Genomic DNA, 21,021 nt, shown 5'->3' on the forward strand with positions numbered 1-21,021 from the left:
GCCAAGAGAGGCGCTGATGGGTTCAGGAGAGCCGCAGAATGACCGGACTCATCAGGTGGACGCCGTCGAGAAGGGCGATGACGAACCCCGAGTGGACATCGGGGCGCGCTCCTTGGGACGGCAGTGCCAGGGAGGCGGTGAAGGTGTGGGAGCCTCCGGGCGGGACAGTGACCGCCTCGCTGTGCCACACCGGCAGCACGGGAGGGTCGTAGAAGGCGCGGAACGCCATACCCACCGCACCGCGCACAGTGCGGTCACCGGTGTTGGTGACGGTCCGGGTAAGGGTGCCGGGCGCGGCCCGGTCGGCGTCGGTGTCCACGCGTCCACCGATGGAGAGAGTGGGCTCACCCTCCTCGGTGGACCACCAGACATCGCCGCACCGGCGGCACTGCAGGGTCTGGACGGTCAGCCGGTGGTCCACCGCGTGCCGCAGCACGAGGTGCTGGCCCCGGTCGGTCCCGCAGCTGGTGCAGGGCGCGTCGCGGCGCGCCATCCGCTGGAAGGCGGGAGAGGCGTCCCCGAGGAAATCGGCTCCGTCCCGTTGGATCATGGCTGCGGTCCGGGCGATCAACTCCTCCTGCACGACGGCGATCTCGTCCTCCAGAGCGCTCACGTCCTCGCCGAGTCCGGGACGGTCCGGCTCCTCCGCCAGGGCGCGGACGCGAGCGCGCGCCACCCGCAGCGGTTCCTCGTCGACGTCGGCCTCCAGCCACGCCAGCCGCTCGCAGCCGGGGATCACGGAGTCGTGCAGGTAGTGCAGCCTTTCCAGGGCCGATGCGGTGGTCGCGGTCTGCTCCGGCTCGGGAGGCCCGCCGGTGTAGCGAAGTACGAGCCCGGGGTCGCCCGCCAGGCCGAACACCGCAAGACCACCGCGCGCGCCGTCCTGGCCGCTGTTCATCTCCGCGACGATCTCGCCCAGCGGCAGCCCGGCGCGCAGCCCGCGGTCGAGCAGTTGCTCGGCGCCGGGCTCGGCGTTGTGCGAGCCCATGCCGCCGATGACCGCGACGGCGGTTCCTTCGAGGAAGCCGCCCCCGATACCCACCGCCTCCGGATAGGGGCTGACACCGGCGGACACGGCGCCGCAGCTCTGCGAGAAGACGAGGACCGCGTGCAGATCGGCGGCTCGGACGCGCTGTCCTTCCTCCAGGTCGGCCCGGAAGCAGCCCTCGCCGCGGAGGCAGGAAGGGATGCGCAGATCGGCGGGGAGGGGGCGTTCGGGGACGAGCGGTCCCGGAGCGGTGGCGGCCCCGGGGAGTGATGGAAGGCCCAGGAAGCCGGCGCCCTCGTCCGTACGCCCGCAGATCACCCCATCGGGCAGGCCGACGCTGCACTCGCGGCCGTGGAGGTGGTACGTGACGAGCTGGTGCCGCGTCCCGTAGAGGGCGTCCAGCTCATCCATTTCGACCGCGTCGGCCGACAGGTCGTCGCTGTGGAAGGAGTTGGTCACGACGAAGGCGCCGGGGCTGGAACGGTGCTCGGGAACCAGGCTCCGGTACACCAGGCAGACCAGTGACGCGGGGGTTCGGGCGCTCACCACACCGGCCCTCGGGTTGCGAGCTCCCGGCCAGTCCCCGGCGTTCTCCAGCTCGTCCGCCAGGGCGACCACGGCGACCGGCCCGCTCTGCTCCCCGACCGTGCGGACGACATCCCCGACGGGAACGTGGAGATGCGGCCGCTCCGTCGCGATGGCGAGCAGCCGCCCACAGGCGCGGCCCACCTCTCCACCGGTCGACACCACGGATCCGACCCGTGGCGTCGTCGCCACCGCGGGTAACGCGCCGTCGTCGAGAGAGAGGAAGCGCGTCAGCGAGCTGCCCGCCAACAGGGGGAATGGGTCCCCCCGTTTCCAGGTCAGCGCCGCCTCGACCAGGTCTTCCTCGGACGTGAACACACAGGTGTCCGGGCCGGTTTTGCCTATCATCCAGTTACTCCTCGCTCAGGGTGAGGACTTTCTCGTGCCGCCCGCGAGAGCGGACGTCGGCGCCCGGGGTGGGTAGAAGCTCCGGCCGCCGATCCCGGACCCGGCGGTCAGAGTGGGATCCCGCGCGCGGTCGTCCCGTGGCCTGACGTGGTCTCGTGAAAGGCGGAGAGCCACCTTCCAGTTATCGTCACTTCCCCACCGTCCGGCGGGTCAATCTCACCAATCACGCTCAACACAACACCTGTACAACGTTGTCGGGCGAGGAGGTCCGAGCACCCTGGCACACCACAGATCGGCTGTCCAGGGTGCCCCGGACGTGTGGGAACGGCATGGTGAGCGCTTTTCGGTCGGCCTCGGCGAACCCTCGTCGGCCACCCCGGGATCCGGCTAGCATCCCGCACCGAGAACCCCCGGCGAACCCCGGCCGTCCGTGCCGAACGGGGTCCTGGCGCCTCCGGAGAAAGGACCGCACACATGGCGGGAAAGAGCCGATCCCTCATCGCGGAGATCTTCTCCGAACAGGTCGCCGCGCGGGCGGACCATCCCGCCGTGCTCTGCGAGGGACGCCGGCTGACCTATGCCCGACTCGACCAGGAATCCGATCTGATCGCAGCGCGTCTGGCGGAGCACGGCGTCGGGGATGGCGACATCGTGGGCATCGCCCTGCGGCGGTCGGAACTGTGTGCCGTGGCCTGGCTGGCGGTCGCGAAGGTCAACGGCGTGTGCCTCTGGCTGGATCCTGACTATCCGGCCGATCGGCTCGCCTTCATGATCGAGGACGCGGCGCCCTCGGTCCTGGTCATCGCGCCGGACGCCGACGGGACGACGCGTGAGCTGGCCGTAGGCCTGCGCACCGTGACCGTCGAGCCGGCCTCCGGCGACGCCGGACCGCTCGCCCCGGACACCGCCCGCTCCCTCCCTCCGCGACGGACCGCCCCTGCGCAGAGCGCGGCCTACGTGATCTACACATCCGGAACGACCGGACGCCCCAAAGGGACGATCCTCACGTCCACCGGACTGCGAAGCCTGCTGGCCACCGCGGTTCAGGGGTTCGGCGCGGGCCGGGACAGCCGGGTCCTGCAGTTCACGTCGATGAGCTTCGACGTGGCCTTCCTGGAGATGTTCATGGCTCTCCTGCTCGGTGGAACTCTCGTCGTGGTCCCCGGTGAACGCCGGGTGGCCGAAACAGCCTTCCTCGAACTGCTCCGCGAACAGCGCATCACCCATGCGGCGTTGCCGCCGGCCTTCCTCGAACTGCTCCCGGAGGAAGGCCCTCTGCCCGATGGCCTCACCATCATGACGGGTGCCGACAAGGTGCCGCTGGCCCTGGCCGGCCGCTGGGCACGGCGGGCCAGAGTCGTCGCGTGCTACGGCCTCACCGAGGTCACCGTCAACTCCACCCTCTGGGACTACGACGCCTCCTGGGACGGAGCGGTCGCACCGCTCGGCACCGAGGACCCCGGCACGGTCGCCCACCTCCTCGACGACTCCCTGCGACCGGTCCCCGCGGGACAGCCGGGAGAGCTGTACCTCGGCGGTGACGGACTGGCCCGAGGCTATCTCCACCGCCCGGGCCTGACAGCCGAGCGTTTCGTGGCCGACCCCTACGGCGCTCCCGGTGCGCGGATGTACCGCACCGGGGACCGGGCCGTCCGCCACGGCAGCGGCGTCCTGGAGTTTCTCGGCCGGGTCGACGGCCAACTGAAGATCCGCGGCCACCGCATCGAGCCGACCGACGTGGAGTCCGTCCTGCTGCGTCACCCTTCGGTCGCCCAGGCCGTCGTCACCTCCCACGACGACACCGCGGGTGGCGCGGAGCTGGCGGCCTACGTCGTGCCCGCCGAAGGAGCGGAGATCGACGCCCGGGAGCTGCGTCGTCATGTGGCCCGGACGTTGCCTTCCTACATGGTGCCCAGCCTCTTGGTCCCGGTGTCCGGTCTGGCGACGCTGCCGAGTGGCAAGCTCGACCGGCGCAGCGTCCTCCGGAAGGCCACGGCTCAGCTGCCCGCTGATGCCGGTGAGGCCGATGAGGTGGCTCTGCGGCAGTTGCTTTCGGCCGTGCTCGGCTGCGACGAGGAGGAGTTCGACGACGGATTCGACTTCGTCGGGCTCGGAGGCCACTCGCTGACGGCCATGCGGCTCGCCACCGAGTGCCGACGGCTGTTCGGGCGCGAACCGGCGATGCGGGACGTCTTCGCCGCCCGCGGGGTACGCGACCTCCTGGACCGTCTCACCAGCAGTGGCCCGGACCGGCCGCGGCCCGGTCAGCTAGGCAACGAGCCTTTCCTCCTCTCCTACGAGCAGGAAAGGCTCTGGCTGCTGGAGGCATTGTCGGGCGGCGGCACGCACTACCACGTGCCCTGGGCCTGGCAGGTGCACGGCGACCTGGACCCGGAAGCTCTGCGCGGGGCGCTGGAGGACCTGGCCGCCTGCCACGACATCCTGCGCACCCGCTTCCCGGCCGTGCACGGTACCCCGCGACAGGAGATCCTTCCGCCGCAGGAGTACTCCCCGGATTACGCCGTTCTTCCCGTCGACGGACAGGACCTGACCGCCGCGATAACGGAAGCCGCCCGGGAGTCCTTCGACCTGGAGACCCGGCCCCCGTGGCGCGTCCGCGTCCTCACCGCACCTGACACCCCGCCGACGGTCCTGTTCTGCCTGCACCACATGGTCGTCGACGACTGGTCCGTCGACCGGCTGGCGACGCAGCTCGCGCAGGCCTACGCGGCCCGGCTCGATCCGGGACTCGAACCCCCGGCCCGCCCAGCGCTCCAGTTCGCGGACTTCAGCGCCTGGCAGCGGCGCGTGCACGACGCTCCCGCGGGAGATCCCGAGAGCGGTGGTGTGGGTTTTTGGCGGGGGTTTTTGCGTGGTGTGCCGGTGGAGTCGGGGGTGCCGTTGGATCGGGTGCGGCCTGATGTGCCGGTGGTGCGGGGGGAGAGGTTTGTCCGGCGGTGGTCGGGTGGGCGTCATGCGGGGGTGCGGGGTTGGCGCGGGGTGTGGGGTCGAGTGTGTACATGGTGGTGCATGCGGCGTTGGTGGCGGTGTTGGCGGAGTCGGGGGCGGGTTCGGATGTGGTGGTGGGGTGTCCGGTGTCGACGCGTCGGGGGGAGGGGTTGGAGGAGGTTGTCGGGTTTTTCGTGAATACCGTTGCTTTGCGGTGTGATGTTGGTGGTGGTGTGTCGTTCGGTGAGTTGTTGGTGCGGGTGAGGGATGCGGATCTGTGTGCGTTCGATCGGGGTGATGTGCCGTTCAATCGTGTGGTGGAGGCGGTGAATCCGCCGCGGCATCCGAGTCGTAACCCGCTCTTCCAGGTTCTCCTCGCCCAACAGCACCACGTGGGCCGCGCCCCCGGCCTCGGAGATGCGCCCGGTACCACCCTCCCGGTCAGCACCGGCAAGGCCATCTTCGACATGGCCATCGACTTCAGTGAACTTCCTGGTGGGGGGATGGAGTTGACGGTGGAGTTCGGTTCGGAGGTGTTGGACCGTTCGACGGTCGAGGCGGTGGTGGACGGGATGGAGAGGTTGCTGGACGGTGCGGTGGCGGGGGAGAAGCGGGTGATCCGCGCGGTCGAGCGGGTTCCGTCGGTGAGTGAGCGTGTGTCGGAGTCGGAGTCGGAGTCGGAGTCGGGCGTGGTGGCGGGTGAGGAGACGGTCGCCGTGTTGCGGAGGCTGTTCTCGGAGGTGCTGGACCAGCCTGATGTCCGGGACGAGGACAGCTTCTTCGACCTCGGCGGCCACTCCCTCACCGCCATGCGCCTCATCAACGCCATCGAACGCGAACTGGGCGTACGTCCCCGGGTCGCCGCCCTCTTCGGCCACCCGACACCGGCCGGTCTGGCGGGCCACCTCCCGGCTGATCCGTCCGCCCCGCCGGAGCTCGGCGGCTCTGCGCCCGGCCAGGGGCCGACGCCGCTCTCGTACGAGCAGGAGCGGCTCTGGATCCTGGAGGCGATGTCCGGCGTCGGCACGCTGTACCACGTGCCGTGGGCATGGCGGACGCGTGGCTCGCTCGATACGGCCGCGCTGCGCGGGGCGATGGAGGATCTGATCGCCAATCACGCGATCCTGCGTACCCGGTTTCCCCAGGTGGACGGCGTCCCCGTGCAGGATGTCCTCCCCCCCGGCCGTTCGCCGCTGGACTTCGCGGAACTCTCGATCGACGAGGAGAAGGTGGCGGACGCGGTGGCCGCCGCGGCCCGGGCGGCTTTCCGCCTGCAGGACGAACCTCCCGTCCGTGTCAGGGTGTTCAGGCTCCGGGGCGACGACCATGTAGTTCTGTTCTGCCTGCACCACATGATCACCGACGACCGGTCGATGCTGCGGCTCGCCACGGACCTGTCCCGGGCGTACGCGGCCCGGCTGCGAGGCGGCCCGGTGCTGAGCGCCCCCGCTCACCCGCAGTTCGCGGACTACACCCGATGGCAGCGCCGCACGTCGCGGAGCGAGCCGGATTCCGGTGGTGTGGGTTTTTGGCGGGGGTTTTTGCGTGGTGTGCCGGTGGAGTCGGGGGTGCCGTTGGATCGGGTGCGGCCTGATGTGCCGGTGGTGCGGGGGGAGAGGTTTGTCCGGCGGTGGTCGGGTGGGCGTCATGCGGGGGTGCGGGGGTTGGCGCGGGGTGTGGGGTCGAGTGTGTACATGGTGGTGCATGCGGCGTTGGTGGCGGTGTTGGCGGAGTCGGGGGCGGGTTCGGATGTGGTGGTGGGGTGTCCGGTGTCGACGCGTCGGGGGGAGGGGTTGGAGGAGGTTGTCGGGTTTTTCGTGAATACCGTTGCTTTGCGGTGTGATGTTGGTGGTGGTGTGTCGTTCGGTGAGTTGTTGGTGCGGGTGAGGGATGCGGATCTGTGTGCGTTCGATCGGGGTGATGTGCCGTTCAATCGTGTGGTGGAGGCGGTGAATCCGCCGCGGCATCCGAGTCGTAACCCGCTCTTCCAGGTTCTCCTCGCCCAACAGCACCACACGCGACTGGTTCCCGACCTCGACGGGGAAGCGGTCAGCACGCCGTTTCCCGTCGCCTCCAGCGAAGCCGCCTTCGACCTCGCGATTGCCTTCAGTGAACTTCCGGGTGGGGGGATGGAGTTGACGGTGGAGTTCGGTTCGGAGGTGTTGGACCGTTCGACGGTCGAGGCGGTGGTGGACGGGATGGAGAGGTTGCTGGACGGTGCGGTGGCGGGGGAGGAGCGGGTGATCCGCGCGGTCGAGCGGGTTCCGTCGGTGAGTGAGCGTGTGTCGGAGTCGGAGTCGGGCGTGGTGGCGGGTGAGGAGACGGTCGCCGTGTTGCGGAGGCTGTTCTCCGAGGTGCTGGACCAGCCTGATGTCCGGGACGAGGACAGCTTCTTCGACCTCGGCGGCCACTCCCTCACCGCCATGCGCCTCATCGCGCGCGTCAAGGAGCACTTCGGCGTACGCGTTCCCGTGCGCACCTTGATGAAGAAGCCGAAGCTCATGTCGCTGGCCGGCGAGATCGAGTCCCGAGCCGACGGCGGCGTCCGGCACCGCTGAGCGGGTACGGGGATCTCCTGTGGGTGGGCCCGCGAGGTGGGCCCACCCACGCCTGTCGCCTCAGGGGCCGCCGCGCCCGGCGGGGGACCGAGAAGCCTGCCAGGTGGACCACAGTTCGGCGTAGAGACCGCCGTCCCGCAGCAACGCGTCGTGCGTGCCGAACGCGACCACCCGGCCTTCGTCGAGGACCAGAACCCGGTCGGCGGCGCGGGCGTCGCTGAGCCGGTGGGCGACGACGATACCCGTGCGCCCTTTGAGCGCGGCGTCGACGGCGGCGTTCACCGCCGCCCGGTCCCCGCCGTAGCTTTCAGCGGTGGGCTCATCGAGGACAGCCAGCGGAGGATCCGCGAGCACCAGCCGGGCCAGGGCGAGTTGCTGCCGCTGGACGGAGGACAGCGTCCGTCCGCTCCGCCCGACCACCGTGTCCAGGCCCTCGGGCAGTTCCAGGACCCAGCCCACCGCACCCACCTGGGCCAGTGCGGCGGTCTGCGCGGCTTCGTCGGCGTCGGGCCGGGCGATCGAGAGGTTGTCCCGGACCGAACCGGCGAAGACATGGCTTTCCTGGGTGACCAGCCCCGTTGCCCTCGGGTCGAGCCGCTGGACGGGCACCCCGCCCAGCGTCACACTGCCGCGGCAGGGCGTGTGCATCCCCGTGACGATCCCCACGACCGTCGACTTCCCCGCACCACTGGGCCCGACGATCGCCACGCGTTCACCCGGCTGGACCCGGAACGACACGTCCCGGACCGCCGGTCGGCCGTCCCCGTAGTCGAACTCCAGACCGCACACCGTCAGCTCACCGTCGCTCGGCATCGCACGACCGGAGCGTGCCGAGTCCTCTGTTCCTCCCGCGGGGGACCCGACGATGCCGGCCAGCCGCGCCAGCGCGGCCCCGGCGGACTGCACCTCGTCCAGCAGATAGAGCAGCGTCCCGACGGGTTCGAAGACCCGCATCAGCAGCAGCACCGCTGCCGAGGCCGCGCCGAGCGACAGCGATCCCGTCCGCACCAGTGCCGAGGCGGTCAGCAACACCGCCAACAGGCCCAACAGTTCCGCCCCGTTGAGGTGGAGCGAAAACCGGATCCGGGTCACGCAGGTACGCAGAGCCGCCGTCGACCACGCCTGGGACCGCTCCTCGATCCGGCTACGGTGGGTCTCCTCCAGCCGTAGGGCACGGAGCGTACGAGCACCCGAGATTCCGGTCAGCAAGAACTGACTCAACCGTGCCTCGGCCGTGCGCTCATGGGCGTACTGCGGTCCCGAGCGGCGCAGGTAGATCCGGGTGGCCACCGCCCAGACCGGCAGCGGCAGCGCGCCAGCGACGGCCAGGCGCCAGTCCAGCGCCAACAGCCCGAAGCCGGTGACCAGCAGCGTCAGCAGCGCGGAGAGGAAGGCGGGCAGCGCCCCCCGGGCCACGTCGGAGGCGACTCCCACGTCCCCGACGGTCCGGCTGAGCACGCTGCCCCGTCCCACCCGCTCCACCGTGGGCAACGGCAGGCCCAGCACCACACCGAGGGCGCGCTCGCGCACCCGTCCCAGCACGTTCTCGCAGACCAGGGCGGTACGGCCGGTGCCGACCGCGGCGAGGACAGCGCCGACCGCTGTCACGGCGAGCGCTCCGACGGCGGCCGGCCCGAGCGGACGGCCGTCGCCCGAACCGGTGACCATGTCCACGATCCGCCCGACCAGCAGGGGCACCACCAGCACCGATGCCGAACTCAGTGCCAGGCAGACCACCGCGGTCCAGGCCGCACCAGCCTGACCCCGGCCGCACTCCCGCACCACCTGCCAGGTCTTCTTCATCCCCGCGGTCGGCAGTTCCTCGGCAACGCTCACGCGAACACCGCCGAGGCGTACGCCGGGTATCGCGACAGCTCTGCGTGCGTACCCGAGATCCCGACCCGCCCGCTGTTGAGCACCACCACCAGGTCGCAGCCGGCGAGCACCGCGGGACTGCTGGTCAGCAGCAGGGTGGTGCGCCCGGCGCGGGCCCGGTGGATACCGAGCGAGACCCGGTGTTCGGTTGCCGCGTCGGTGGCGCTGAGCGGATCGGCGAGCACCAGTACCGGCGCATCGGTGGCCAAGGCACGGGCGAGCACCACCCGTTGGCGCTGGCCGCCGGAGAGGGAGCGGCCCCGCTCCGTGATCTCGGTGCCGAGACCGTCCGGAAGGGCCCGGGCCACCTCGTCGACGGCGGCCGCCCGGATCGAGCGGGCGGCACGGTGGGCGGCATCCGGACCGGACGCGATGTTCTCCAGAACGGAGCCGGGGAACAGGTCGGCGTCGTGCCGGCTCACGGCCAGCCGCTCCCGGGCGGCGGCGAGGGGCATCTCGCACAGTTCCACGCCGTCCAGGAGCACGCTCCCCTCGTAAGGGCTCTCCCGCGCCAGCAGGCTGAGCAGAGCGTCGCTCTCCCCGTCCGTCCGGGACACGATGCCGACACGGGAGCCGGCCGGGACATCCAGGTCGAGCCCGAGCAGCGGCCCGCTCCGCACCCCTCTCAGGCGCAGCGCCCCCGGACCGGGCGCCGGAGGCGTCAGCGGCCCGTCGGGCACCCGGGCGGGTGCGTTCACCACCTCGTCGATCGCGGTACGGGAGGAGGACGCGCGGGCGACCAGCGTTCCCATGGAGGTGAGGCGTTCCAGGGCGGTGGCAATCACCTGCACCAACCCCACGGCCCCCACCAGACTGCCGATCGTCATGGTTCCGTCCAGCACGGCAGCACCGCCGAACCAGATCACCCCCACCATGAGCAGCCCTGAAGCCGCCGCGTTGACGGCCCGGTAGGCGCTCTCCCAGCGGATGGCCGCCACCCTGGCCTCCACGGCGTCCCGGCTCAGCCGCCGGTAGCGCTCCATGCTCTCGGCCTCGGCATGGAAACCCTTGAGCGTACGCAAGCCGGTGAGCTGGTCCTCGGCGTGTGCTCCGATGTCCAGCAGGCCGCCGCGCTCCGCGTCGATCCGGGCGACCAGCCGACGGGACAGCAGCCGGGAGAGCGCGAGCGTCGTCCCGATCCCGGCGGCCAGCAGCCCGGCGAGTGCCGGGGACACCGTCAGCAGGGCCGTGAAGCCGACCACCATCGAGGCGAGAGCGGGGACGACGGTACCGGCCACGGTCGCCAGTTCCGCCCGTTGCCGGGTGTCCCTGAGGACCAGGGTGGTCAGCCCGCCGTCGCCGTGCCCATGGGCGGCGATGCCGTGTGGTGACAGGATGCGCCGCACCAGCGCGATCCGCAGGCCATGGGCCCACGACAGCTCCGCGGCGTAGTTCATCCCGCTGCCCAGCGCCCCGGCCAACGCCGTCAGCGCGAACACCGCGGCGAGGGTGGCACACCACCACAGGAGCACGGACGGACTCTCACCCAACGCGGTGTCGATCGCGGCGCCGACCAGCAGGGGCACCAGCACGCCCCCGGACTGGTGAAGGGCCAGGAGGACGCTGCTGGCCGCGATCCGGGCCGACTGCCCCTCGGCCGTGATGCGCGGTGGCGGGCCGCCCGTATCACTCCGCACGGCGTGGCTCCCCTGCCTGTCCGGTGCCCGTCACCATCGGGGCCCGCGAGCGGGAGCGCACATGCAGGGCCGCCTTCTTGTGCGGCAGTTGAACCGTCCTGACCAGGGCCATTCCCGCACGCTCCATGACGGTGCGGCAGGCGAGATTGCGTACGTCCGGCTCGGCGGCGACGCATCCGGCCTCGGGCCAGCACCGGAACAGGGTCTGCACGAGGTCGCCTACGAAGGCGGTTCCCAGACCTCGGCCGATCAGGTTGTCGTCGGTGATCGCTATGTGGAAGCCCAGATCATGGCGGCCCCAGGCGTGGAACGCGGCGATGTTCGAGTCCAAGGGCCGGTACACCTCGATATAGGCGAACTGCCTTCCTTCGTAGGTGATACGAAAGGGTCCGCCTCCGTCACTTCCGTGCAGTCGGCGTAACTCCTCCCTCCAGCGCTCCGGCGACCATGGCTGGTGCCACGTACGCTCCAGATGCTCCTGTCTCATCCAGCGGGACACCAGGTGACCCTCCTCGGGGGACCCGCTGAGCGGGTACGCGGCCCAGGGCGCGGGCAGATCCAGTCGGTTGGCGATCACGGCTATCCACTCCTGATCGTGTGTCCTTCTCGGATATCACGCAGACAAGCTTGAGCAGGCCGCAAAGTTTCGATCAAGGGGGAGACCCTGTCAAGAAAGCACGGGAACGACCGGCTCAGGACAGCCCTCTCCTGGCACTGGTGGGATTCGGATCGACACATTCCGATGACGCATCATGTGGCGTGTGTCGCCATCCTCGAACCGGCCGCGGAGGGCTCCAGCCCTGAGGTTTTGCCGTACACATGATGTCCGGTGCGGGCGCTACAGGCGACGCTGAGTGCAGACCTGCGGGAACGGCATTTCGGTTGTTTCGCGATCTTGTCTCTTGGTGCAGCCGAAGGCCCCCGAAAGTCCCAGGAGACTCCCAGCGTCAGCGGATGATCTTTCCGCCTTGTATGGGCTGTGCGGACGCGTGCACTCCGGTCTTGCGACGGTTACGCGGGACGGAGGCCCGGCGCTGGGGGTTCCGCGTATACAGCCAAGTGCTGCCGCACTCGCCCTCACTCAGGCCCGAGCATACGCGGGTGGCCGGACGGTCGTCTTGGGGCGGGCGTGATGGTCAGGTTGACTGCGTTGTGGAGTGTGGCTGCTCGGCTCCGCTCTGTTGCGCGATGGAACACGCGTCGGTGCCGAACTGCGTGTAGATACAGGGGAGTGGGGGTCCTGGTCGAGAGCGCGGGCGAGCGGGCGGGTGCTTTTCCGGGCGATCCATCCAAGAGAAGGACATCCTGGTGCCGAACCTGGATGGCGTTCGGGCCGGCCTCTCCGCCGGCGCGACGGGCGCCCGATGCCGCTGGGGGCGGCGTTCGCGGAGTACGCGCGTATCGCCACGACCGAGCACCTGCCGCGGGTGGAGCCGGAGACGAACACCTAACGCCGACAGATCAACCGGCAGCTCACCGTGCAGGAGTCCCGCCACAAGCCGGCGAGGGACGTGTGCCACGGAAAGCGCGGTGCCATCCACCAGGCGTACCGCGACGGGATCGTCGGCTACGGTGTGGCCTTTGCGGCGGCTTCTGAAGACGTACCGCGGGTAGGAACCGCCGTCGAGTACCTGCCGTCGAGTACCCACAGCGCCGGACACTCTCACGTGCGACGCCGGGTCGGCAGCCGCACCCGGGAGGTGTTCAGCGCGCGGTGACCGTGTACGCGGGGAGCGCGCGATTGCCGCGCGGCTCGGCGACGGCCCGGAGAACGTCGGCCTGGCTCAGGACGAGCTGCCGCAGTGGCTCGGGCAGCGCGGCCATACGCTCCTGCGATGCGGTCAGGTCGCGGCAGGCGGCGACCTCCCAGTCGCCGTCCTGCAGGTCTCCGGTGTCGACAGGTCGACACCCGTCCGCCGTCCAGCCGGCCTCCGGCAGAAGCCGCAGCAGCGTTTCGCGGGAGAACGGCGTGCGGACGTTGCCCTGACCGTGCGATCCCGCCGCCTCGATCTGCCCCTGGACCAGCACGGCGAGGAGGTGCGCCAGCTGGTCGTCGGACGCGGGGGTCAGGTCCCATTCGGTGAAGCACAGGCGTCGCGCCCACGGCCGTACCCGGGCGAGTGTGTCGCGCAGCTGCCCGAGCGAGGCGAAGTACCAGGAGCAGTGCGCGAGCACCACATGGTCGAAGGCGTTCTCGGGGAACGCGACCGATGCGTCGAGTACGTCGGTGGTGAAGCGGAAGTCGATGCGCGGCCCGAGCGGGCCGGCCGAGAGCCGGGCCGCCGATTCTCCGAGGGTGACCGGCGTCCCGTAGGAGGGTTCGGCCACGTCGGTGGCCACCACGCGCCCGGTGGGTCCCACCGCTTCCGCGAGGACGGCGGTCATGTCGCCCTGACCGCAGCCGAGTTCGAGGACGGTCGAGCCAGGCGTGATGTCCCAGCCCGCCACGAGCGCCGCGCGGTGGTGTGTCTGGGACAGCTGGACGCCCGGGCCGTGGTCGGCGGCGGCCATGGCGGCCGCGAGCGAGGGAGCCTTGGCGCGCAGATCGGAGGGGTTCACGGAGTCCTTCGTGATGCTCGGCTGGTCGGGTCGGCGGGCAGAAGCAGATTCTCGGTGCCCGGACAGGCCGGAGCAAGCGATATCGGGCGGAACCGTACGGGCCCCGTGCCCCGCGCCCTCCGCGTTGTCACTGGCGCCGTCTAGAGTTTTTCCCACTCGTCACGGTGTGTTGCCGTCGACGGGATTCATCAGCGTGCCGCCGGTGCGGCGGCTGTCCGGAACAACGGGGAGAACAGCGCATGGGGTGGGTTTCGGCGGGCGACTACGAAGTCGCTCTGGAGGCGGGCAAAGTGGTCTGCCGCAACGGGAAGGGCCGGCGGCTGAAGTCCGTCCCGGCTTCGTTGAAGGACGATCCGGCGGTGGTCGGTCTCCGGCAGCTGACCGAGTGGCTGGACCGGCACGAGCGCCGGTGCCTGAGCGACGTCGAGCAGTGGATGGTGCGGTCGCTGCCCGTTCCCACCGCCGTGCTCGCCCGGGTCTGGCCCGACCCGGCGTGGCAGGCGGCCCTGCGGGACGTGGTGGTCACCGGTGAGGACGGCGGGGTCGCCGGGTTCCTGCGCGATGTCGATCCGGAGCGTGGCCTCGGCCTCGTCGACCTGGACGGCGACACCGTCCGCATCACCCCGGACGTCGTCCGCGTGCCCCACCCCGTCCTGCTCGACGACCTCGACGAGCTCCGGGAGTTCGCGGTGGAGCTGGAGGTCCGCCAGAACGTGGAGCAGCTGTTCCGCGAGGTCTGGCGCCGACCCGCAGGCCTCGCCCCCGACACCACCTCCGTGGACACCTACGCCGGCGGCGTCTTCAAGGAACTGCGTTTCCTGCACGGCCGCGTCACCCAGCTCGGGTACCGGTCGCGCGGTGGATACGCGGTCTGCCCGGTCGTCGAGGACGGCGCCGGGGTCGAGGCGCGCATCTGGATCGGCGAGCACGACGGATACGACGCGTACGACACCGAGACGGGCCCTCTGGGCTGGAGTGACGCGTCGGGGCGCGCGCTGACGGCGGCCGAGGTCGGCGCCGTGGCGTGGTCCGAGGGCATGCGCATGGCGGCGGCGCTCTACGCCGGTCGCGACGTGGAGGACGAGGAGCGGGCGGCATGAGCATCACGACGAACACCGAAGCGAACACGACGGCAGCGGGCTCGGCGCCCCTTCCCGCCCAGAAGCGGGGCCGAAGCGCCTCCGCCGTCGCCGACGAGGCCCGCGCGGCGGCCCTGCTGGACGCGGGCGCGATCCTCCCGGCCGGCACCACCGACCGGGACGACGCCGACACCCTGACCGCCCGCACCTACACGCACGCCGCCCTCGGGGACCGCCCGGTGGTCCGGCTCGTGACCGGCACCCTCGGCGAGGCCGAGGACCTGGCCCTGGAATTCCTCGGGCTGGCCCGGACCGCGGACGCCCCCGTCGTGGGACAGGTGCGCCGCGAGACCCTGGGCTTCCCGGCCTGGGCCCTGGTCAACGACCCGGCCAACGGGCACCACGCCCTCGCCCTGGTCAAGGACATCGAGCGGCTGGGCCGGCAGGCCAAGACCCGCGCCGGTGCGGCCAAGGAGGGCTTCGACGAGCTCGGCACCCGGCTCGGCCGGGCCGTGCCGCACTTCCTCCCCACCTACTACGAGCAGGTGGCCCGCCTCTTCCTCCAGGCAGAGAACGCCACCTACGCCGCCTCCTTCTTCGGCAAGGCCCGCGAGGCCGAGCGGGTCCACGGGCTGGTCGTGGACGAGGACCGGCAGCGCGCCGTCTTCCTGGAGTTCGCCCTCGCGGGCGCGCTGACCGTCAAGGCACTGCGGCAGTATGTGCGCGACCTGGTGGCCCGGCTCGCGCCGGCGGACGCCTGGGCGCAGTTCCGCCGACTGCTGGTCGAGCGCTGCGCGGCCGGCATGCCGCCCTACGCGGCGCTTCCGCAGGACGTACGCACGCTGATCAAGGCCGCCGGGCTGGACCGCGAGAGCGCCGAACGCGAGCTGGTGGCCGATCTGATCGGCTCTCCCGGAGTCGTCCGCGCCCCTGCCTCGTTCTGGGCGACCTACGGGTCCGCGCTCATCGCTCTCGCCCGGACGGACGGGTCCGTGCGGGCCCGGCTGCTCGGGTTCTTCCCGGAGACCTTCAGCGAGGGCGGCCGGGACGCGGACGGCGAGTCCGGCTGGCTCGCGCTGCTGACCGAGTCCGGCGCCGAGGAACTGCTGACCGCCCTCCCGGAAGCCGCCGACCGGGCGTCCGCCGACTCCGCCGGCCCCCTCGAAGCGACCGTTTCCCCGGCTGACTGGCTCGCCCGCTGGGAGGCGCACCGACGCCGCAACCGGGCCACCTCGGGCCGCAGCCCGCGCACCCTGGACCTCGCCGCCCGGATGACGGACCGGCTGCGCGCCGACGGGCGCCCCGTCGAACTGTTCCAGGGCAGCTGGCAGCGCACCGCCGACCTGGACCTCCTCGACCTCTGCCTGGCCTCCGGGGTCCCCGTCGCCGAACCGGACGAGGAGGAGACGGGCCGCGGCCACGGGCGGTCGCACGGTTTCTCACTGGGCCAGTGGCTCGCCGACGAGGCGCCCGGGCGGCGGGATCTCACCGCCGTCGCCGAACACCCGGAATTCCGCGACCTGCTGCGCCGGAACGTCGGCGGGCTCGGCGACGGGCGCGGCCAGCGTCTGAGCGACGCCGGTATGGCGAAGCTGGCCGAGCACCCGGTGCTCTCCGTCCTCCTGCGCGAATGGCTGACCGCCTGCGCCGAGGAGTACACCGCCGCGCGCGGACTCCCCGGGCTGCGCATCGCCCTCAACAAGCTCTCGCCGTTCCGCGCCGTCGTCGCGGACGTCGCCCCGGAGGCCGCGCGCCTCCTCGAAGAGCACGATGTCGTTCCCCTGCTCGCCGCCACCCTGCGCACCGGCGTCCTCGACGAGCTGGGCTGGTCCGCGCTGGACGAGACCTACGCCGAACTGGCCGCCGAGGCCGCCACCGCATCGCGGCAGGGGCACAACCGGTCGCAGAACGTCGGCGTCACCGGCGCCTGGCCCGCGCTGATCCTGAGTACGCAGGAGCGGGCCGTCGTCGTCGGCCCGGAAGGCGTTCTGCTGCGGCACACCCTGCGGCTGCCTCCCTCCACCGACCAGTGGCGGACGCCTGCCTTCCGTTTCGTCGACGGCGAGTTGCTGGTGATCTGGTGGGAGGACGGCAAGCAGCGCGGCTACTGGTCGCACCGCCCCGCCGAGGTCTTCACCGTCGGCGGCGACCAGGTCCCCCGCTGGGGCCGCCCCAGCCTCTCGGACGAGGTCTGCGTACCGCTGCCCGGCGGCGGCCGCGCCACCGGCGGCAAGGCCCTGCACGCGGGCGACACCACCCTCCCGCCCCAGCGCGCCGTCCTCGCCGACGGAACCGGCCACTGGCGCGAGGGCCACCAGGGCACCCGGACGGTATGGCTGGAGTACGACCCGGTCAGCGGCGCCCACGGCCGCGCCTCCCTCCCGGCCTTCCTCCGCTCCGGAGTGCGGGACGGCACCCGGCTGCTCGCCGAGCACTGCCAGGTGCTGCCCCTCCAGCCCGGCCTGGAGACCACCCCGTTCGGCACGGACGGCACGGTCCTCGGCCGCTGGGTCCGCCGTACCGCCACCGAGCCCGGCACGGCCGCCCCGGCCGACGGGGACCGGACCGTCGCCGGAACCCCCGACGGCCACACGGTCTCCCTGCCCCACCCGCTGCCCGACGGCGCCACCGTGGTGCCGCTCGGCGCCCTCACCCTGCCCGGCGGATCGCGGCCCGTCGCGGTCCTGCGCCACCGGTCCGTCGAAGCGCACCCGGCGGACACCGACGGCTCCGGCTGCGGCCTGTGGTCCGTCGGCACCGACTCCTCCGGCGGGAACGACGCCGCGGGCACCCCCTACGTGCCTCCCGCCGCCTACTGGCACGCCCTGCGCCCGAGGGACGAGCGGGGCTCCGCCGCCCTGCGGAAGCTGACGGACGCCCGGGCCGAAAAACTGTTCGACGAGGTCGCCGCCGCGATCGCCCGGTACCTGAAGGCGTTCCGGGCGGTCGAGGAGTACACCGGACCCTCGTCGCGGGAGATGAGCCAGGAGGCCGTCGCCCGGGTCCTGCCCGAGGTGTCCGACGTACGGCTCCTCGCGGGCGTCACCGCGCTCGTACAGAACGCGGTGGACCGGGCCGTCGCGGTCGCCCAGTACCTGCAGCCGCCCGCACCCGCGCAGCCGGTCACGCCCCGGAACACCGCCCGCACCCAGGGCATGTTCTTCGACCACGAGCCCGAGCACGGCGACGACACGACCCTGCGGGCCGCCACCGCCTGGGGCTCCGAACAGATCCGCGGCAGCTGGTGGGGTGGCGGACACCGGTGGACGGCGATCCGGCAGATCCTCGCCGTCAACCACGTCCTCGGCGGTGAGCCGGCGTTCGGTCCGCCCACGCCGTCGAAGGTCCCCTTCACCTCCGTGGACGGCTGGCAGCGCGACGAGTACACGGTGCCCTCGGTATCCCTCACCTGGACCACTCTTCTCGACAAGCTGCCCGAACTGGCCTACCGGGCCGCGTCGGAGGCCACGTCCGCCGAGCACCGCGCCGGGCTCCTCGTGCTGCTGGAAGCGCTCGCCGCGGGCCCGCTGGCCGACCCGGCGGGCACGGTCCGGCGGGTGGACCTCGTCGAGCCGCTCGACACGGCGAGCCTCGGCCGGACGGGGCGCCCCGAGGCCGTGCACCGCCTCGGCCAGGTGCTGCGCAAGGGCTCCCGCACCGTCGTGATCCTGGCCGACCACGGCCGCAACTTCCAGGACGACGCGGCCCGCTGGCTCGCCCTCGACCACGACCCGACCGGAGCCTTCGGACCCGTCCCCGGCTTCACCCTCGAACGCGAGCACGTCCACCGGCAGGGCATCGCCCGCGACCGGCTCACCCGGCTGACCACCCTGGTACGGGAGAAGGGCCCGGCGCCCTGGCGTCCGGAAGCCGCCGAGGCGTTCCACACGGCCACCGGAATCGGCCCCCTCCAGGCCACCGCACTGCTGTCGGCCGCCGTCGAGGAGCCCGGCGCCGAGGCGCTGACCCTCCTCGGCGCGAAGACCCGCGCCTTCGAGACGGCCCAGGACCGGCTGGACGCCCTGCCCCGCGACGACCGGCACACCGTGCTCCGGGCGCTGCTGCCCGAAGACCCGGCCGAGCTGTGGTCCACGGGCCCCGACGTCCGGGCCGCCGCCGAGGTGTGGCGCGAACGCCTGGGCTCCCTCGTCCGCGTCCCCGAGGAACTGGACCTCGACCTCAGCGGCGCCACGCCCGCCTCCGTCGATCTGATCCTCAACGCGGGCACCCGCGGCTGGCTCGCCCACGGCACGCCCGTACCGGACGGGAGCACCCGCCCGGCCCTCCACCGGGTGAGCGCACGCGGCGCGGTCTCGAACGCCCTGACCGCCCTGCGCACCCTCGCGTACACGCTGCCGTACGGTCACCCCCTGCGGGCCCACCTGCCGGTCGGCCTCGCGGCCCTCCGCAGCCGCCTCGCCGACCCCGGACTGGTCCTGGACCTCGGCCTGGACTGGACCGAGTCGGGGGTCTCCCTCGGCCCCGCGATCCGCGCCGCGCACGGGCTCCCCGAGTCCGGCGGCGCCGAGGCCGACGGACTGGTCCGGGCCGGATCGGCGCTGCTCCTCGCCCCCGGGTACGGCGACAGCGAGAAGCTGCTGATCCGCCCGGCCGCTCTCGACGGCCCCGACGACCCGGCGTTCGGCCTGGTCGAGGGCACCGTCGGCCATCAGCGCACCGGCGATCTGCTCGCCCTGCGCGCCCTGCTGAGCCAGGAGAGCGACAGCCTGGCCGAGGCGGGCGCACCCGACGGCTCCGTGCCCCACCCGGCCCAGGACCCGACGCTCGCGGTACCGGACCTGGTGGCCGAGGCGGCCGACGCCCTCGCCCTGAGCGCCGACGCCGCGGCGCTCTACCTGATGCTGCTCGCCCTGCCCGACCCCACGGACCGCAACTGCGTCCGCTGGACCGGGTGGAAGCCCGCACGGATCAAGAAGGCGCGCACCGAACTCGCCGCCACCGACCTCGTCGTGGAGGCGAAGCGCTCGCGCGCCGGCCGCACCCTCTTCCTTCCCTGCGGCTGGCTGGAGCGCGGCGCACCCGGACTGCCGCTGGAGACCTGGAAGGAAGGCCTGTACCCCCTGGCAGGGTCCGCCCGGACCCTGCCCCACCTGCCCGTCCCCGCGCTGTACGCAGCGGCCTGGGCCCGGGTCCGGGGCGGCGACGCCCCCGCCTTCGAAGAACTGAACACCCGCGCCACCCGGAAGGGCCGCCGCCGATGACGAACGACACCACGACCACTACGGACAGCGCCACCACGGACGGCGTCCCGGGCCAGGCGACGGCGCCCGGCCGCGCGCCACGGCAGATCATGCTGCCCGAGGACCGGTACGCCACCGAGCTCGCCTTCCTCGCCGCCCACGACCCGGGGCCGCGCCCGCCCGGCTGGCTGCTCACCCCCCGTGCCGTCGTCACCTTCGTGATGGGCAGCGCGGCGGACGCACTGAGCCTGCCGAAGGGAGCCCGGCCCGCGGCCGGAGTGCCGCGCCGACTGGTGATCGAGCAGAAGTTCGTCGGCGAGCGCGCCCTGGTCGAACGGTGTGTGGTCACCCTCGCCGGGGAGCGCGGGCTGCTCCTCGTCGGTGAACCCGGCACCGCCAAGTCCATGCTCTCCGAGCTGCTGTCGGCGGCCGTCTGCGGGACCAGCGCGCTCACCGTGCAGGGCACCGCGGGCACCACCGAGGACCAGCTCAAGTACGGCTGGAACTACGGGCTGCTGCTCGCCCAGGGGCCCACCGAGCAGGCCCTCGTGCCCTCCCCGGTGCTCACCGCCATGACCCGGGGCGCCGTCGCCCGCGTCGAGGAGGTCACCCGCTGTCTGCCGGAGGTCCAGGACGCCCTCGTCTCCCTGCTCTCCGAGCGGCGGATCGCGGTGCCCGAGCTGGCGGGCGGCGACGGCGCCCAGGTGCACGCGGCCCCCGGCTTCACGCTCATCGCGACCGCCAACCTCCGGGACAAGGGCGTCTCGGAGATGTCCGCCGCGCTGAAGCGGCGCTTCAACTTCGAGACCGTGGGCCCCATCGGGGACGTCGACGCCGAGACCGCGCTCGTCCGGCGCCAGTCGCGGGCCGCCGTGGAACGCGTGGGCGTCGCCTATCAGGTGGACGACGCGGTCCTCGAAGCGCTGGTCACCGCCTTCCGGGACCTGCGCGACGGCCGCTCCGTGGAGGGCTGGGAGGTCGAACGCCCCTCGACGGTCATGAGCACGGCGGAGGCGGTCTCCGTCGCGGGCGCCCTCGGCCTGGCCGCCGCCTATTTCCCCGGCGACCGGGATGTGCTCTCCCTGCTGCCCGGCCATCTGCTCGGGGTCGTCCGGAAGGACGACCCCGCCGACACGGCACGGCTGCTGGGGTACTGGGACGGGCCGGTGCGCAGGCGCGCGGAGCAGGGTTCGGCCACCTGGCGCGCCCTGTGGGACCTGCGCTCGGTGCTGGAGAACTGAC

Annotated in this window: 10 protein-coding genes and 1 pseudogene; 6 read left to right on the forward strand and 5 right to left on the reverse strand. The window is 72.2% G+C overall.

What is annotated here, in order from left to right; all coding sequences use genetic code 11:
* Positions 1-22: 22 nt before the first annotated feature.
* A complete protein-coding gene (locus KV381_RS33870) occupies positions 23-1,921 on the reverse strand; it encodes a hypothetical protein (protein ID WP_218786997.1) in 1,899 nt (632 codons plus the stop codon).
* A 474-nt stretch (positions 1,922-2,395) separates the two neighbouring features.
* Here KV381_RS33870 and KV381_RS33875 point away from each other — a divergent pair, with 474 nt between their 5' ends.
* Positions 2,396-5,068, forward strand: coding sequence for a non-ribosomal peptide synthetase (locus tag KV381_RS33875; protein WP_218786998.1), 2,673 nt, complete (start codon positions 2,396-2,398; stop codon positions 5,066-5,068).
* Entirely contained in the window at positions 4,969-7,428 is a 2,460-nt protein-coding gene (locus KV381_RS36795; RefSeq protein ID WP_256995261.1) for a condensation domain-containing protein, read from the forward strand. Before KV381_RS33875 ends, KV381_RS36795 begins: the two co-directional genes overlap by 100 nt.
* A gap of 60 nt (positions 7,429-7,488) precedes the next feature.
* Here KV381_RS36795 and KV381_RS33890 read toward each other — a convergent pair whose 3' ends face one another.
* Genes KV381_RS33890 through KV381_RS33900 form a run of 3 tightly spaced genes read right to left on the reverse strand, consistent with a single transcriptional unit; the run spans position 7,489 to position 11,517 of the window.
* A complete protein-coding gene (locus KV381_RS33890) occupies positions 7,489-9,264 on the reverse strand; it encodes an ABC transporter ATP-binding protein (protein ID WP_146065409.1) in 1,776 nt (591 codons plus the stop codon).
* Positions 9,261-10,940, reverse strand: a complete 1,680-nt coding sequence (locus tag KV381_RS33895) for an ABC transporter ATP-binding protein (RefSeq protein ID WP_193464675.1) — start codon at positions 10,938-10,940, stop codon at positions 9,261-9,263. Before KV381_RS33895 ends, KV381_RS33890 begins: the two co-directional genes overlap by 4 nt.
* Positions 10,930-11,517 carry a GNAT family N-acetyltransferase gene (locus KV381_RS33900; RefSeq protein ID WP_218786999.1) on the reverse strand — a complete coding sequence of 196 codons (588 nt, stop codon included), beginning with the start codon at positions 11,515-11,517 and terminating at the stop codon, positions 10,930-10,932. The genes KV381_RS33895 and KV381_RS33900 overlap by 11 nt, the downstream gene beginning before the upstream one ends.
* 757 nt (positions 11,518-12,274) lie before the next feature.
* Here KV381_RS33900 and KV381_RS36800 point away from each other — a divergent pair.
* A pseudogene (locus KV381_RS36800) lies at positions 12,275-12,499 on the forward strand (Tn3 family transposase); the annotation flags it as partial.
* 145 nt (positions 12,500-12,644) lie between these two features.
* Here the strand turns inward: KV381_RS36800 and KV381_RS33905 are convergent.
* The gene (locus tag KV381_RS33905; RefSeq protein WP_218787000.1) at positions 12,645-13,499 is read right to left on the reverse strand and encodes a class I SAM-dependent methyltransferase; all 855 of its coding nucleotides are present in this window, start codon (positions 13,497-13,499) and stop codon (positions 12,645-12,647) included.
* 239 nt (positions 13,500-13,738) lie between these two features.
* Here KV381_RS33905 and KV381_RS33910 point away from each other — a divergent pair, with 239 nt between their 5' ends.
* Genes KV381_RS33910 through KV381_RS33920 form a run of 3 tightly spaced genes read left to right on the forward strand, consistent with a single transcriptional unit; the run spans position 13,739 to position 21,020 of the window.
* A complete protein-coding gene (locus KV381_RS33910; protein WP_193464677.1) occupies positions 13,739-14,599 on the forward strand; it encodes a DUF4132 domain-containing protein in 861 nt (286 codons plus the stop codon).
* On the forward strand, positions 14,596-19,800 hold the full coding sequence (locus KV381_RS33915; protein WP_218787001.1) for a hypothetical protein: 5,205 nt from the start codon (positions 14,596-14,598) through the stop codon (positions 19,798-19,800). The genes KV381_RS33910 and KV381_RS33915 overlap by 4 nt, the downstream gene beginning before the upstream one ends.
* Positions 19,797-21,020, forward strand: a complete 1,224-nt coding sequence (locus KV381_RS33920; RefSeq protein ID WP_030081673.1) for an AAA family ATPase — start codon at positions 19,797-19,799, stop codon at positions 21,018-21,020. Before KV381_RS33915 ends, KV381_RS33920 begins: the two co-directional genes overlap by 4 nt.
* Position 21,021 lies beyond the last annotated feature (1 nt).

The organism is Streptomyces sp. WY228 (assembly GCF_019287315.1).
Classification (GTDB): Bacteria; Actinomycetota; Actinomycetes; order Streptomycetales; family Streptomycetaceae; genus Streptomyces; species Streptomyces caviscabies.

What these genes read in the sequence shown, in the direction of transcription:
- KV381_RS33915 (WP_218787001.1), top strand. Translation starts at nt 14,596, where the DNA reads ATGAGCATCACGACGAACACCGAAGCGAACACGACGGCAGCGGGCTCG.
- KV381_RS33910 (WP_193464677.1), top strand. Translation starts at nt 13,739, where the DNA reads ATGGGGTGGGTTTCGGCGGGCGACTACGAAGTCGCTCTGGAGGCGGGC.
- KV381_RS33875 (WP_218786998.1), top strand. Translation starts at nt 2,396, where the DNA reads ATGGCGGGAAAGAGCCGATCCCTCATCGCGGAGATCTTCTCCGAACAG.
- KV381_RS33920 (WP_030081673.1), top strand. Translation starts at nt 19,797, where the DNA reads ATGACGAACGACACCACGACCACTACGGACAGCGCCACCACGGACGGC.
- KV381_RS33870 (WP_218786997.1), bottom strand. Translation starts at nt 1,921, where the DNA reads ATGATAGGCAAAACCGGCCCGGACACCTGTGTGTTCACGTCCGAGGAA.